Origin of the sequence: Bacillus cereus group sp. MG16, from assembly GCF_040459875.1 — a bacterium.
Lineage (GTDB): Bacteria > Bacillota > Bacilli > Bacillales > Bacillaceae_G > Bacillus_A > Bacillus_A paranthracis.
The window spans coordinates 4034447-4048740 of sequence record NZ_JARVHE010000001.1 but is presented as its reverse complement, the minus strand read 5'-3'; the positions used below and the strand labels follow the sequence as shown (position 1 = coordinate 4048740).

The window sequence follows — 14294 nt, the reverse complement described above, 5'->3', positions numbered from 1 at the left end:
GGTGGTAGAAATTTTCTACCACCCCAATAGTTTTTTAGTTTACTTCACTTATTAGATAGTAACGTCGCGTAAGCATTGAATCGCACAGAAACAGCTTAAATCAACAGTAATACAAGTAGATGTCGATACTAGTCTTGCATTTGGTACAGCTAAAAACGTACAAATTGGATCGTCAGTAGGTGGTACCGGAGTACCGTCACCTAATACTACACTTAATACACGTAGCACAGCACAGCTATCATCATCTACGCTTTCCACACGGAAAATTGGAGATCGGCAGCTAGTAAGGCTTGATGATGGTGCAAATGCTTCAAAAGGTACTCCAGCTTTTGTGTATAAAATAAAAGGACGTGTATTTGCTACTGATGCAGTATTGTGTGCACCTAAAAATGGAATTTCACAACCAGATCCACACGTTGTTGTAGAACAATCTTGTAATTCATTGATGAATTTTACAACGTCAACTACACAATGAGAAGAGCCATGGTGTTTATTTTCGTTACAACTCATTAATGTCACTCCTTATCTTCTTGTTTGTATTTACATTAATAAGATATTGGAGTCGAGGAGATTTGGTCACAATCTCAAGACCTTTTTTTTTAAATAGGCGAAAGAAGATAAGGGAAGGTGAAATTATGCTGTTTACAAGTTGGCTTTTATTTTTTATTTTTGCGTTAGCTGCTTTTAGGCTCACCCGTTTAATTGTTTATGATAAAATTACAGCTTTTTTGCGAAGACCGTTTATTGACGAATTAGAGATTACAGAGCCGGATGGAAGTGTATCAACTTTTACAAAAGTAAAAGGTAAAGGATTAAGAAAGTGGGTTGGCGAATTATTAAGCTGTTATTGGTGTACAGGTGTATGGGTTAGTGCTTTTTTATTAGTCTTATATAATTGGATTCCGATCGTTGCAGAGCCGTTACTTGCATTATTAGCTATTGCAGGAGCAGCAGCAATCATTGAAACGATTACAGGATATTTTATGGGAGAATAATATATTTCCATAATACGAGAAAAAGCGGAGTTTAAAAGAATGAGGGAACGGAAATAAAGAGTTGTTCATATAGTAAATAGACAGAATTGACAGTAGAGGAGATGTTTGCTGTGAGCAATAATCCAAGGCAAAATTCATATGACCTGCAGCAATGGTATCACATGCAGCAACAACACCAAGCACAACAACAGGCATATCAAGAACAATTACAGCAACAAGGATTTGTGAAGAAAAAGGGATGTAATTGTGGAAAAAAAAAGAACACAATAAAACACTATGAAGAATGAAACACTCATGTTACTGTGAGTGTTTTTTATTATACATATAAAAAAGCGGTATTTCTGTATTAGAAATACCGCTTTTTACTAGCTAATTTGTGCAACTGTTAATGCTGCAGCACGGATGTCTACAGTTCCAATTAACTGGACTGGTACAATTTGAATTAAGTCACCAGGGTTTAAGTTAATAAGAATAACACCGCTGGATACGTCTACTTCACCAGTACCAATAACGTTAGAACGAACCGCTGTACCTGATCCAGGAATAATGTTAGCTGGTGTACCTAATGATAAGAAGAAACGACCAGCTTCTGGTGCAACAGGTGAGTTATCAAGACTAATTGTTAATGTATAACTGATTTGATAAATACCAGCTCGTAGAATTCGAATGCCATCTCCGACACTTACTGTATCATTTATTACAGGAACAGGAATATTTGGATTGGGGCTTACGCTAGGTAATAGTAGTGGTGTAAATAGTGAAGCGAACTGAGGTGCAGACGCGTTGAAAGCAAAACCGAAGGCAGGTAGTGTACTAGCTGGTTTTGCCTCGCAATCAATTTTCGTAAATTCGCAATCAGAAGAGAACATGTTTTTCACTCCTTTATCTGTTTCTACTTTCAGTTAATGAAAAGGACAGGTTCTATGTTCTAGACAAGTTCCCAATTTTAAGAAATTTACATAATAATACTCTTTAAGCATGGATTGGGTGGCAGATAATTCTGCCACCCAATCCATGCTTAACTCATTATTTAGTTTTAAATCGTAACATCACGTAAGCATTGAATAGCGCAGAAGCAACTTAAATCAACAGTAATACAAGTGTTAGTCGATATTAATCTTGCATTTGGTACAGCTAAAAATGTACAGATTGGATCGTCAGTAGGTGGTACAGGAGAGGTATCACCTAATACGACACTTAATACACGCAATACAGCACAATCATCATCATCTATACTCTCGACACGGAAAATTGGAGAGCGGCAGCTAGTAAGGCTTGCAGAAGGTGCAAATGCTTCAAAAGGTGCTCCAGCTTTTGTGTATAAAATAAAAGGACGCGTATTTGCTACGGATGCGCTATTATGTGCTCCTAAAAATGGAACCTCGCAACCAGATCCGCATGTTGTCGTTGCACATTCTTGTAATTCATGTATAAAACGAACGACATTTGATACACAGTTGAAATCACAATCGTGATGATGATGATGGTCTTCGTTACAATTGCAGCTCATTATGTTCACTCCTTCTCGTGAGTTCTGACATACACTATTACAATATGAATGAGATATGGTTGATATTACGTTAATTATCATGATGAAAACAGGGAATTTATATAGGAGGGATGTACATAATGCAATATAAAAAAAAGACATCCTTATTTCGTGGATGTCTTTTCAGGTAAATCTTTTCGCACAGTATACAAAAAGCGAGATATATCTAATTTTTTTCCTCTAAAAAATTGCGGAGAGGAAATGTACAATTCTTCTTTCGCACGTGTAATTGCGACATAAAGTAGTCGGCGTTCTTCTTCTAAAGCTTCAGAAGTCTCTGTAACACGATCGTTTGCATCTTTTAAAGAAGAAGTATGAGGCAGAATACCATCGCTCGCTCCGAGTAAAAAGACACATGGAAATTCAAGGCCTTTTGCGTTATGAATAGACATAAGCGAAACAGCATCTTTTTGCGGCATTGTTTTTAATGCTTCCATTTCTTTTTGCCCTTGAATGGCTTCATCAATAAATTGTAAATAAGCTGGAATGTCGGTGAAACGATTTGCTGACTCCATTAATTCTTCTAACATTTCTTCTTGTATATCTTTATGCATCGTAAAGGAAGAACGATCGTTACTTTGTAAGTACTCTAAATACTTTCCTTTACCATGAATAATTTCTTTTAATGCTTTTTTCGGTTCTAATTCTTTTATAAATTTAATAAAATCGATACGCTCATTTACCTTTTTCACTTGAAAAGGTTTTAAGTTCGGATTTAATAATAAGAAATGAAGAAGAGAAGGGAAACGGCCTTCACCATATTTCCATTGTTCACGTTCAATAAATGAAATACAATCATCACGCCCGATATACATCGTTGGTAATATGTTTGAAAGTGATTCTAATCGAAATGGTTCAATTACTAGTCGTAAATGATCCAATACAGGCTTAATTAAAGAATGTTCATAAAATGACTGACTCGCACCGTGCTTAATAAACGGGATTTTATGAATGGTAAGCTGATCAAGTAACGAACGGCTTACAGAATGTGTGCGATACAGCAAACAAAAATCTTTATAATTTCGTTCACCACTATCTACTTTTTCTTGAATGAGCTGCAAAATTTGATTTGCTTCATCAAGAGTCGTAGCCGGTCTTGCATAAAAAGGTTGTACACCTTCTTCACGAACAGAATATAGCTCTTTATCAAACCGTTCTTGATTTAGTTTGATAACTTCATTTCCAAGTCCGACAATAAAAGGATTGGATCGATAATTCGTATTAAGGGCGATAATCGTAGTGTTATCAAATTCTTTTGGAAAAGATAAAATAATTTGGTGACTTGCTCCTCGCCAGCCGTATATAGCTTGATCGTCATCACCTGCGATAAATAAATTATTTCTTGGCGAAGCTAACAATTTTACAATTTCATATTGAGCATACGATGTATCTTGGAACTCATCTACTTCAATATAGTGGAAACGTTGTTGTAATTGGGTAAGCAAAGGAGCGTTATTTTCTAACATATAATATGTTTCTAATAAGATGTCATCGAAATCAATATAATTATATCGTTGTTTCACTTCTTCAAAACGCTCGTATACTTCTTTAAATTCTTGTTCAACGGGTGTTTTTGCTTTTACATCTTTCGGACGATTTAATTTGTTTTTCTCAAGTGAAATCATCGCGAGCATCGTTTCAGCATCATAATCGTCTTTTAAACGCAATTCTTTTAAAATTTTCTTTATCATAATTTGTTTATGTTTTTCGTTTGCTAAAATTTGCTGATTATATCCTTGACTACGAAGCAATTTTAAAAAGACAGAGTGGAATGTACCAGCAACAACGTAGCTACTTGCAGCATGATTCATACCCGGTAAATTCGCTACACGATTTCGGATTTCTTCAGCCGCTTTTTGTGTAAATGTAAGTAATAAAATATTTCGCGGATGAACTTGTTTTACATTTACTAAATAACCGACGCGAGTTGTTAAAACAGATGTTTTCCCGCTTCCGGCACCAGCCAGTGTAAGAACAGGGCCTTCTGTCGTTCGTACGGCTTCTAATTGTTTTTCATTTAAAAATACATTTTGCTGTTCGAGAGCGCGGAAATACGCCGCATCTGCATCTTCTTCCATAATTAAATGGGTAGATGTTTTTGGAATATGATATGTTGCACGTGGAATATCAGCGTGCGTTAATGATTTTTGTGAAAATTTTTCTTGTGTCATATATTCACCTTCAAAACTATAGCATCAACATTTAACTTTAGCGGAAGAAAAAGAAAATAGCAATGTAAAAAACAGGAGGGGATACCTCCTGTTTTCAAATTACAATTCTTTTATCATAACGATGTGAGGAATATTTGCTTCCATAAATACATCAGAATTCGTTACATATCCAAGTTTCTTATAGAAATCTTCAGCATGTGTTTGAGCATGCAGCTTCAATTTTGGTAGCGAGTTTTCCTTCGCATATGCTTCAAGTGCATTCATAACAATTTTTCCGATGCCTTTTTTTCGATGGGAAGCTAGTACGCAAATGCGTTCCATTTTTCCTATTCCATCAATGGTGCGAAAACGCCCAGCACCAACGGGAACATCATTATCATATATAACAACGTGTATGGAAGTTTCTTCAAACTCATCATACTCTTCTTCGGCAGAAACTTGCTGTTCCTTCACAAATACTTGCTTACGTACAGAGAATGCATCTCTTAGTTGTTCGTCCGTTTGTACGATCTGTGCATGCAAATTAGTTGTTCCCCTTTCCAAGGCGGAATGTTTCGTGTACAGTCCATGTTCCGTTTTCTAATTGATATAGAAGGTGGAAGCGGTCAATTGGTTGTTCGTAATAGAAATCTTTCATACGTAATCGACCTAGTACATCAGCATGCTCTGCATCTGATAAGCCTTGTCCAATTGTTAAATGAGGTACAAAAGCGTATTCGCGTTCTTGTGTAAAGAATCCGCTATGCATTTCCTCATTTAAGAAAGTAAGTTCAGGTGTTTTTTCTACTTTAAAATAAATAACATTATTAACAGGTGCGAATGAACCAACTTTTCCAACATGAAGGGTGAAAGGGTTCGTTTTACTTGCGATTGTATGTAACTCGTTTACAATCGATTCTAATTGTTCATCTTGCGTCTCAAAGGGTGTTTTCAATGTAATATGTGGCGGAACTAATGCGTAGTGCGGATCATAACGTTTACGCAATCCGTTCGCTTTATCTTGAATCATTTTAGATGGAAAAATTACAATGCCTAATTTCATGTTCCAATTCCTCCCTTTGTAAGTCTAGTTAGATTTTGAGAAAATAACTCTCTTAATCTATTATATCAAATTATTCTGAATACTGCTCTCTATTATTTCATTGATAGCATATGAGAGAAAGCTTTCGGTAAATCAGTTTGCCAATATTTCCACGTATGATTACCTTCAAACTCCTCGTAATGCGTGATGAAATTTCTATCTATTAGAAGCGTATTAAGCTCACGGTTCGGCCCTACGAAATCAGATACTTGTCCATCCGTGCGCTTTACAGCTGTTTCTTCTGTTCCAATGACGTGGTAAAGTTCTAGCGCCTCCGGATTTTTGAATTCTTTCGCTAAATTCATCACTGTTTCATCCACAAATGGTGATTGCATAACAACTTTACCGAATGTATGCGGATACATAAGTGCGGTCATAAAGGAAACTGTTCCGCCAAGAGAGTCACCAATTAACACGCGACCTTTTCCCATTTGGTACGTTGGATAATTTTCATCGATATATGGCGCAAGTTCATGAGCAAGGAAACGAATATAAGCAGCGTTTTTTACTTCGTTTGGGAAATATTTTTCTTTACGATCGTGTACATTTTTATATGGAATACCGACAATAATTGTACGGTCAATTTCTTCAGTTTCACGAAGGTGCTCAATTACACGGTGTGCTTTACCAAGCTGAAAATAATCTCTGCCATCTTGTGCAATGACCACTGTATGTTTGTGCAGCGGTGTGTAATTTACCGGTAAGTAAACGAGAAGTGTAACATCTTCTTGAAGTGATGCACTATAAAATGAAATCTCTTCAATTCTCCCAATTGTTTGATTCATGTAGATCCCCCTAAATAAAAATTTACTGTAATAATTGTAAGAGCGACGCTTGTAGTGAAAAAGAAAGAAATATTCACTAATAGGTGCTTTCGTTTCTATTTTACCATAATGGTACGAAGAATCTAAAAAATTAGTATTTAAGTTAGGGAAGAAAACGGATATAATGAAGTGGGATTTTTGACAGGTGAGAGGGGAGACGGAATTTGAAACAAGAAAGGTCAATCGCGCTACCATTAGCTATTTCCATTATAGCCATTTCATTCGCAGCAGTTTTTGTAAAGATGTCCTCGGCACCATCTTCCATATTAAGTATGTATCGATTATGGATTATCGTACTTCTTATGCTGCCTATCGTTTGGAAAAAACGGGAAGAGTTTAGTAAGATTCAAATAAAAGATTGGGGATTTTTAATTGGATCTGGTTTCTTTTTAGCACTTCATTTTCTTTTATGGTTTGAATCTTTAAAGCATACAACAGTTGCGAGTTCGACGATTATTTTAGCGCTTCAACCAATCGTATCTTTAGTTGGAGGTTTTTTCTTATTTAAAGAAAGAACAACATACTCAGCCATTGCGACAATGGGAATTGCGATATTAGGTGTAGTGTGTATTGGTTGGGGAGATTTAGGACTAAGTGAACAAGCAATTTATGGCGATATATTATCCTTTTTAAGTGTAATAGCAGTTGTCGGTTATTTATTTATCGGCCAAACGACAGTAAAGAAAGTATCACACTGGATTTACAGCTTTACAGTCTTTGCATTCGCCGGTATTTTTATGGGGATTTATAATATAGTATTGCAAGTGCCTTTTACAGGTTATACAAAGTGGGATTGGACCATTTTTCTTTTACTTGCGGTCGTGCCGACAGTGTCACACGTCATTAATAACTGGCTATTAAACTACGTAAATGCAACAACAATTTCGATGAGTATTTTAGGGGAACCAGTTGGAGCATCAATACTAGCGTTCTTCTTACTTGGGGAAAGATTAAATGCTATGCAAATGATCGGTAGCATACTCGTATTGTTTGGTGTATCTGTTTTCTTATTGCAGCAACAAAAAAGAACAGCAAAAAATGTCGTAAACGAGCCTGTTTATACACAGGAATTATAATGTTAAGAGAGAAAAGAGAAGTTGTGATACTTCTCTTTTTGTTTTATAGAAATACGGGCGTAGAAGGGGGAGGGAAATGGAGTTTCTATCAAAAAAAGATGCCTGGTTATATCCGATTTTTTTCGTTATCATTGGAGCGTGTTTTGCTCCAATATTTGCAGGAAGGGAATATTTTCTTTTGTTTTTCACAATCCCATTATCTATCTTATTGATGTGGAGTTGGTTTTCAACAAAATATATTGTTGGAGAAGAAACAATTACTATTAGATCCGGTTTCGTGAAAAAGCGCATATTGATACGAGATATAAAACAAATTTCAAATACGAAAAATTCAATAGCAGCCTATGCATTGTCACTTGATCGACTTGAAATTTTTTACGATACACATCAAACAGAAATTATTTCTCCTAAAGATAAAGAGCAATTTATCAATCTCGTTACAAGTAAAAATCCACACATTGAAATAAAGTAAAAGAGTGGCTTCATAGCCACTCTTTTACTTTGGGTTTGTCATATAAGGTTGTACATGAATGATACATAGGTCCCTGAACTTACCTTCAGCAGTTGTAACAATTACGACTGCTCTACCTGCACTTTTTCCAGTAATCGTTACTGTATCACCTTTTGGATACAGTGTGATAACATCAGCATTCATATTTGTCCAAATAAGTTCGTTATTGGTTGCTTGTACTGGCAAAACAGTGGCGGACAACTCAGTGCTTTGGCCAGTTCTTATTTTCAACTTATTTTTTTCCATATGAACACCGATGACTGAAATAACAGAAGGAGCGATTGAAATTTTAGGTGGATTAGGTTGTATGTTCAAACAAGACGCAGAAGTATTGGTGATAGGTGAAAATTTTCGTGTTTGTTGTTGCTGGAAAGCTGCTAACATGTTGGAGTCCCCTTTCTGTATAAGTGCTGATAGTACTACTATAAAGGAGTAGTGTTACGTTTAATTTAATGAAACATAAAGAAATTGTTAAATTCGAGCAGAAGATTGTCGAACTTTGAGAAAAAAGAAAGCTCTGCTGATACGATAACAGCAGAGCTTTTCCTTTATAAATTATCACTATGTTGTTTTTCGAAATTCTCAAATTGCTCTGTAGTTTCTTTTGAAGGCTGTGTTAGTAAACTAACAATTACGATTACTAGTAAACTAATAGTGAAACCAGGAATCATTTCATATAAGAATTCTTTTAAGAATTTGAATTGCGTCCATATAATAACAGTAGCGGCACCAGAAATCATACCAGCAAGTGCGCCCCACTTCGTCATACGTTTCCAGTATAAGCTTAATAAAATAGCAGGTCCGAATGAAGAGCCAAATCCAGCCCAAGCGTATCCAACAAGAGCTAAAATCGTATCATTTTGTTTAAACGCTAATACACATCCAACTAATGCAATAACAAGTACAGCCATACGGCCGACAAATACAAGCTCTTTATCAGAAGCAGAACGTTTAAAGAAAGTACGATATAAGTCTTCAGTTATGGCACTAGAAGTAACGAGTAACTGAGATGAAATTGTACTCATAATTGCTGCTAAAATAGCGGCTAATAAAAATCCAGTAATAAGCGGGTGGAATAAAATTTTTCCCAGTTCAAGGAAAATCGTCTCTGGATTGGATAGCTTTAATCCTTTGTCTGAGTAGTATGCAATACCGATAAGACCAGTAAACATAGCTCCAACAACAGAGAAAATCATCCAGCTCATACCAATTCGTCTTGCACTTTTAATTTCTTTTACAGAAGAAATTGCCATAAATCGTACGATAATATGTGGTTGTCCAACATAACCAAGGCCCCATGAGAATAATGAAATAATACCTAATACAGAAGTGCCTTTAAAAATGTCTAATAATGTTGGATCAATTGATTTAATTGTGCTAAATGCTGGACCAAGTCCATTTACATTCATAATTGTAACAGTAGGAACAAGAATAAGAGCAATTACCATAATGATTCCTTGCACGAAGTCTGTCCAACTTACTGCTAAGAAACCACCAAATAATGTGTAAGCAACAACAACGCCAGCTACAATGAATAATCCAACATGGTAGTTCATACCAAATGAATTTTCAAATAATACAGCACCTGAAACGAGTCCTGAAGCTACATAAAAAGTAAAGAAAATCATAATAACAAGTCCAGATACTAAGCGTAGCATATGGGATTTGTCGTGGAAACGGTGTTCCAAAAATTCTGGGATAGTAATAGAGTTGTTTGCAATTTCAGAGTAGGTACGTAAGCGAGGAGCGACATATAGCCAGTTTGCGTATGCGCCTAGTGTTAGGCCGATCGCAATCCAACTACTACTTAATCCAACGCTAAACATTGCACCGGGTAACCCCATTAAAAGCCAACCACTCATATCGGATGCTCCAGCACTTAATGCTGTTACTGCGGGGCCTAGTGTACGCCCGCCAAGCATATAATCTGTTAAGTTGGACGTTCGCTTATAGGCGAAATAGCCAATCACTAACATCCCGAGCATGTAAATAGAGATAGAAGTTAAAGTTAACATCTGCGTACTCATGTAGTTCCCCTTCCTTTTGTCATGTCTTTTGATGCGTTATGCATATTTATCCCGCATTAACGGGCAGTAAAACTCCCACCTTAAAATCGGCTGGGCAAGGAAGTTAGGTGGGAGATCAACTGCCCGTAAATGCCCGATTGGTTCAACTAATAATCAGTGGGGGATGAACAAAATCCCCACTGATTAAAGTTTCACTTTATAATCTATCATGATTATTCTGAAAAATCCATACAGAAATACGAATTTTCAGAAATGTAAGCGTTTTTTTGATGTCATTTTACTTTTTTAGTATATAATATTCATACAAAAAACCTTATTTTTAATAGAGTATTTATTATATTTACATAAAAAGAGGTTGTTTTGTCAATATAATATTGAAAGGAGAGAAAAATAAAATTTTTTAAAAAGTATTGACTTGTGAAAAAAGTTAGGTCTATAATGAGTGCAACTTAAAAAAATGCAAGCGTTGATGAAGAAGAGTACACATGATGAACATGTCAGAGAGCTGATGGTTGGTGCGAATCAGTATGGAATTGATGTGGAATGGGCTTCGGAGCTTCCAAACCGAAACGAAAGAAGTAGGCTTTGGCGACATGATCTCATCGATACAAGAGACACGTATTGTTTTTGATACGGTAAAGTGCGTTACGTTCGTAACGAATTAAGGTGGCACCACGGGAGTACCCGTCCTTTCTATAGGATGAGTACTCCTTTTTTGTGTATAAAAAATTAAATAAATGAAATCGTTTAAGTAAGAAGAGTACGTATATTGGAGACGTTACAGAGAGCCGGGAATAGGTGGGAGCCTGGTGCGGTGCCATATACAGAATGGGCTTACGAGAGGTATGCTGAACAATTATTTTCAGTAGGCAACCCGGGTTCCGCCGTTACAAGGATAAGGTATATATTTTGTACCTGAATAAAGCGGGATGCTTTTGCATCCAACATGAGGTGGTACCACGGTAAATTTATCGTCCTCTACATATTTTCGATATGTAGAGGACTTTTTTATTTTTCAGGGCGAGGTGAAGGACATGATGACGAAAGAAGAATTTATAAAACAAAAAAGAGAGAGAAAGACATTTTTAGTAATCACTGAAGAAGAAGGAGATAGCATTACGCCAATTTCTTTATATAGACGTATGAAAGGGAAGAAGAAATTTTTATTAGAAAGCTCACAGCTTCATCAAGATAAAGGGCGCTATTCTTACTTAGGTTGTAATCCATATGGTGAAGTGAAAAGTGCTGGTACAGAAGTGGAACGAACCATTTACGGCAGGTCAGAAAAGTTGCAAAGTAACGTACTACAAGTGTTAGAAGAAGTGATCGCGTCAGCTCAAGTAGATAGTCCATTTCCATTTTGCGGGGGAGCAGTTGGATATATTGGCTATGACGTCATTCGGCAATATGAAAACATTGGAGCAGATTTATATGATCCATTGAATATTCCAGAAGTACACCTTTTACTATATCGTGAGTTTATCGTTTACGATCATTTACGCCAAAAGTTGTCGTTTGTATATGTATGCAGGGAAGATGATGCAGCAGATTATGAAGAAGTATACGAAAGGCTGCAAGTATACAAAGAGGAAGTGCTACAGGGAGAAGAGGCGGAAGTAGCTGAAATAAGATCAACATTATCATTCACTTCTTCTATAACGGAAAGAGAATTTTGCGTGATGGTAGAAACGGCGAAAGAACACATCGGGGCCGGGGACATATTCCAAGTTGTATTATCTCAGCGTTTGCAAAGCGAATGTATTGGAGATCCATTCGCGTTATATCGAAAACTTCGAATTGCCAATCCATCACCATATATGTTTTATATCGATTTTCAAGATTATGTTGTACTCGGTTCTTCGCCAGAAAGTTTGTTATCGGTAAGGGAGGATAAAGTGATGACGAATCCAATTGCCGGTACGAGACCGAGAGGGAAAACGAAGGAGGAAGATACGGAGATTGAAAAAGAACTGTTAGAAAATGAGAAAGAGCGAGCGGAGCATATGATGCTTGTAGATCTTGGGCGAAATGATATTGGTAGGGTGAGTGAAATCGGCTCAGTTACGATAGATAAATATATGAAAGTAGAAAAATATTCTCATGTTATGCACATTGTATCTGAAGTTTACGGAACATTGCGAAAACGGATGAGCGGATTTGATGCATTAGCGTATTGCTTACCAGCGGGGACGGTATCAGGTGCTCCGAAAATTAGAGCGATGGAAATTATAAATGAGCTAGAGAATGAAAAAAGAAATGTGTACGCCGGTGCAGTTGGATACGTTAGTTTTTCAGGGAGTCTTGATATGGCGCTCGCCATTCGAACAATGGTTGTAAAGGATGAAAAAGCATACGTTCAGGCAGGAGCGGGTATCGTCTACGATTCAGACCCAGTTGCTGAATATGAAGAAACGTTAAATAAAGCGAGAGCGCTTTTGGAGGTAATGAAATGATTGTACTGATCGATAATTATGATTCATTCACATATAACTTGTATCAACTATTAGGCGAATACGAAGAAGAGATTGTTGTCGTAAGAAATGATCAAATAACGATAGAACAATTAGAAGAAATGAAGCCGAAAGGAATTGTGCTTTCACCAGGACCAGGAAAACCAGAGGATGCTGGCATTTGTATTGAAGTGATTCATCATTTTTATAAGAACGTTCCCATATTAGGTATTTGCCTTGGTCATCAAGCAATTATATCAGCGTTTGGAGGAGAGATTGTAAGAGCAGAGCGCATTAAACACGGAAAAACATCGCGTGTGAAACATAACGGAACGTCAATCTTTTCATATGTGACGCAGCCGCTAACAGCGATGCGCTACCATTCTCTTGTTGCAGCACAAACGAGCTTGCCACAGTGTTTTGACATATTAGCGACAGCGATGGACGATGGAGAAATAATGGCAGTTCGTCACAATTATTATCCGCTCTTCGGATTACAGTTTCATCCGGAATCAATCGCGACAGAAGAAGGCGGAAAGTTAATACGTGCCTTTTTAGGCGAAGTGAAAGAGGAGGAAAGAGTATGAATAACTATCTTCGTAAATTGGTGGAGGGACAACATTTAACAGAAGAGGAAATGTATAAAGCGGGGCTTCTTTTATTAAATGAAAACACATTGGAAAGTGAAATTGCAGCTTTCCTAGTATTACTGAAAGCGAAAGGTGAAACGGCAGAAGAAATATACGGTCTCGTTCGAGCTCTTCGCGAAAAGGCATTACCGTTTTCGAATCATATACAAGGCGCGATGGACAATTGCGGGACAGGTGGTGACGGTGCCCAAACGTTTAATATTAGCACAACGTCAGCATTTGTACTGGCAGGAGCTGGCGTAAAGGTTGCAAAACATGGTAATCGTGCTGTTTCTAGTAAAACAGGAAGTGCAGATTTATTAGAAGAACTCGGTGTAAATATTAGCAGTACGCCAAACGAAATTGATTATTTATTAGAGCATGTGGGCATTGCATTCTTATTTGCACCAGCGATGCATCCAGCACTAAGACGCATTATGAAAATAAGAAAAGAGTTAAACGTGCCGACAATCTTTAACTTAATTGGTCCTTTAACAAATCCGGTGAATTTAGAAACACAATTTGTCGGCATTTATAAACGAGATATGTTACTACCAGTTGCGCAAGTACTACAGAAGCTAGGAAGAAAACAAGCACTTGTCGTAAACGGAAGTGGTTTTTTAGATGAAGCATCATTGCAAGGAGAAAATCATGTTGTCATTTTAAAAGAAAATGAAATAGTAGAAACGAGTATTAAACCCGAGAAATACGGTTTCTCAATAGTGAAAAATGAAGAGATTAGAGGCGGAAGTTCGAAAGAAAATGCAAAGATTACACTCGGAGTATTAAGCGGAGAAAAGAGTGTTTATCGCGATACAGTTTTATTAAATGCAGGTCTAGCTCTTTTCGCAAATGGAAAAACGGAAACGATTGAAGAAGGAATTAAACTCGCGGCACATAGCATTGACTCTGGAAAAGCATTAGCCAAATTAAACTTATTAATTGCAGCAAGCAACGAAAAATTAGAAAGGGTGAACTAAA

16 protein-coding genes and 2 other annotated features are annotated in these 14294 nt (G+C 36.8%); of the genes, 7 read left to right on the top strand and 9 right to left on the bottom strand.

What is annotated here, in order from left to right; translation table 11 throughout:
• Nucleotides 1-51 precede the first annotated feature (51 nt).
• On the bottom strand, nucleotides 52-510 hold the full coding sequence (gene exsY / locus QCI73_RS21035) for an exosporium assembly protein ExsY (protein ID WP_001277736.1): 459 nt from the start codon (nucleotides 508-510) through the stop codon (nucleotides 52-54).
• 125 nt (nucleotides 511-635) lie between these two features.
• Here exsY and QCI73_RS21030 point away from each other — a divergent pair, with 125 nt between their 5' ends.
• Nucleotides 636-995, top strand: a complete 360-nt coding sequence (locus tag QCI73_RS21030; RefSeq protein ID WP_000899663.1) for a DUF1360 domain-containing protein — start codon at nucleotides 636-638, stop codon at nucleotides 993-995.
• Between the two features lie 101 nt (nucleotides 996-1096).
• Nucleotides 1097-1282 (top strand): hypothetical protein, encoded by a 186-nt coding sequence (locus tag QCI73_RS21025; protein ID WP_011181560.1) that lies wholly within the window; start codon nucleotides 1097-1099, stop codon nucleotides 1280-1282.
• A 78-nt stretch (nucleotides 1283-1360) separates the two neighbouring features.
• Here QCI73_RS21025 and exsF read toward each other — a convergent pair whose 3' ends face one another.
• The 6 genes from exsF to QCI73_RS20995 form a co-directional block, all read right to left on the bottom strand.
• A complete protein-coding gene (gene exsF / locus QCI73_RS21020) occupies nucleotides 1361-1864 on the bottom strand; it encodes an exosporium protein ExsF (RefSeq protein ID WP_000492930.1) in 504 nt (167 codons plus the stop codon).
• Nucleotides 1865-2031: 167 nt separating this feature from the next.
• Nucleotides 2032-2505: a spore coat protein CotY gene (cotY, locus tag QCI73_RS21015; RefSeq protein ID WP_262725130.1), complete on the bottom strand. Its 474-nt coding sequence runs from the start codon at nucleotides 2503-2505 to the stop codon at nucleotides 2032-2034.
• Between the two features lie 143 nt (nucleotides 2506-2648).
• A complete protein-coding gene (locus QCI73_RS21010) occupies nucleotides 2649-4715 on the bottom strand; it encodes an ATP-dependent helicase (protein WP_000191172.1) in 2067 nt (688 codons plus the stop codon).
• Nucleotides 4716-4814: 99 nt separating this feature from the next.
• Nucleotides 4815-5237, bottom strand: coding sequence for a GNAT family N-acetyltransferase (locus tag QCI73_RS21005; protein ID WP_000543279.1), 423 nt, complete (start codon nucleotides 5235-5237; stop codon nucleotides 4815-4817).
• Between the two features lies 1 nt (nucleotide 5238).
• Complete coding sequence (locus tag QCI73_RS21000) at nucleotides 5239-5757, bottom strand: YjcG family protein (RefSeq protein ID WP_000765876.1); 519 nt, start codon at nucleotides 5755-5757, stop codon at nucleotides 5239-5241.
• Between the two features lie 92 nt (nucleotides 5758-5849).
• A complete protein-coding gene (locus tag QCI73_RS20995) occupies nucleotides 5850-6581 on the bottom strand; it encodes an alpha/beta hydrolase (protein ID WP_353823674.1) in 732 nt (243 codons plus the stop codon).
• 203 nt (nucleotides 6582-6784) lie between these two features.
• Between QCI73_RS20995 and QCI73_RS20990 the strand changes: the two genes are divergently transcribed.
• Nucleotides 6785-7696, top strand: coding sequence for a DMT family transporter (locus QCI73_RS20990; protein ID WP_044792734.1), 912 nt, complete (start codon nucleotides 6785-6787; stop codon nucleotides 7694-7696).
• 76 nt (nucleotides 7697-7772) lie between these two features.
• On the top strand, nucleotides 7773-8168 hold the full coding sequence (locus QCI73_RS20985) for a PH domain-containing protein (protein WP_353823673.1): 396 nt from the start codon (nucleotides 7773-7775) through the stop codon (nucleotides 8166-8168).
• A gap of 24 nt (nucleotides 8169-8192) precedes the next feature.
• Here QCI73_RS20985 and QCI73_RS20980 read toward each other — a convergent pair whose 3' ends face one another.
• Entirely contained in the window at nucleotides 8193-8591 is a 399-nt protein-coding gene (locus tag QCI73_RS20980) for an Ig-like domain-containing protein (protein WP_000878719.1), read from the bottom strand.
• A gap of 164 nt (nucleotides 8592-8755) precedes the next feature.
• Nucleotides 8756-10234, bottom strand: a complete 1479-nt coding sequence (gene putP / locus QCI73_RS20975) for a sodium/proline symporter PutP (RefSeq protein WP_353823672.1) — start codon at nucleotides 10232-10234, stop codon at nucleotides 8756-8758.
• Nucleotides 10235-10691: 457 nt separating this feature from the next.
• Nucleotides 10692-10929 (top strand) — a binding site (T-box leader).
• Nucleotides 10930-10971: 42 nt separating this feature from the next.
• Nucleotides 10972-11216: a binding site (T-box leader), on the top strand.
• Between the two features lie 52 nt (nucleotides 11217-11268).
• Between putP and trpE the strand changes: the two genes are divergently transcribed.
• The 3 genes from trpE to trpD are packed head-to-tail and all read left to right on the top strand — an operon-like array spanning nucleotide 11269 to nucleotide 14293.
• Nucleotides 11269-12687 carry an anthranilate synthase component I gene (trpE, locus tag QCI73_RS20970; RefSeq protein ID WP_353823671.1) on the top strand — a complete coding sequence of 473 codons (1419 nt, stop codon included), beginning with the start codon at nucleotides 11269-11271 and terminating at the stop codon, nucleotides 12685-12687.
• Nucleotides 12684-13271: an aminodeoxychorismate/anthranilate synthase component II gene (locus QCI73_RS20965; RefSeq protein WP_000636343.1), complete on the top strand. Its 588-nt coding sequence runs from the start codon at nucleotides 12684-12686 to the stop codon at nucleotides 13269-13271. The genes trpE and QCI73_RS20965 overlap by 4 nt, the downstream gene beginning before the upstream one ends.
• On the top strand, nucleotides 13268-14293 hold the full coding sequence (trpD, locus tag QCI73_RS20960; RefSeq protein ID WP_327923525.1) for an anthranilate phosphoribosyltransferase: 1026 nt from the start codon (nucleotides 13268-13270) through the stop codon (nucleotides 14291-14293). The genes QCI73_RS20965 and trpD overlap by 4 nt, the downstream gene beginning before the upstream one ends.
• The last annotated feature ends 1 nt before the right edge of the window (nucleotide 14294 follow it).

Excerpts from the sequence above, each read along its gene's own strand:
- exsY (WP_001277736.1), bottom strand. The coding sequence starts at position 510 with ATGAGTTGTAACGAAAATAAACACCATGGCTCTTCTCATTGTGTAGTT.
- QCI73_RS21030 (WP_000899663.1), top strand. The coding sequence starts at position 636 with ATGCTGTTTACAAGTTGGCTTTTATTTTTTATTTTTGCGTTAGCTGCT.
- QCI73_RS21025 (WP_011181560.1), top strand. The coding sequence starts at position 1,097 with ATGTTTGCTGTGAGCAATAATCCAAGGCAAAATTCATATGACCTGCAG.
- exsF (WP_000492930.1), bottom strand. The coding sequence starts at position 1,864 with ATGTTCTCTTCTGATTGCGAATTTACGAAAATTGATTGCGAGGCAAAA.
- cotY (WP_262725130.1), bottom strand. The coding sequence starts at position 2,505 with ATGAGCTGCAATTGTAACGAAGACCATCATCATCATCACGATTGTGAT.
- QCI73_RS21010 (WP_000191172.1), bottom strand. The coding sequence starts at position 4,715 with ATGACACAAGAAAAATTTTCACAAAAATCATTAACGCACGCTGATATT.
- QCI73_RS21000 (WP_000765876.1), bottom strand. The coding sequence starts at position 5,757 with ATGAAATTAGGCATTGTAATTTTTCCATCTAAAATGATTCAAGATAAA.
- QCI73_RS20995 (WP_353823674.1), bottom strand. The coding sequence starts at position 6,581 with ATGAATCAAACAATTGGGAGAATTGAAGAGATTTCATTTTATAGTGCA.
- QCI73_RS20985 (WP_353823673.1), top strand. The coding sequence starts at position 7,773 with ATGGAGTTTCTATCAAAAAAAGATGCCTGGTTATATCCGATTTTTTTC.
- QCI73_RS20980 (WP_000878719.1), bottom strand. The coding sequence starts at position 8,591 with ATGTTAGCAGCTTTCCAGCAACAACAAACACGAAAATTTTCACCTATC.
- putP (WP_353823672.1), bottom strand. The coding sequence starts at position 10,234 with ATGAGTACGCAGATGTTAACTTTAACTTCTATCTCTATTTACATGCTC.
- trpE (WP_353823671.1), top strand. The coding sequence starts at position 11,269 with ATGATGACGAAAGAAGAATTTATAAAACAAAAAAGAGAGAGAAAGACA.
- QCI73_RS20965 (WP_000636343.1), top strand. The coding sequence starts at position 12,684 with ATGATTGTACTGATCGATAATTATGATTCATTCACATATAACTTGTAT.
- trpD (WP_327923525.1), top strand. The coding sequence starts at position 13,268 with ATGAATAACTATCTTCGTAAATTGGTGGAGGGACAACATTTAACAGAA.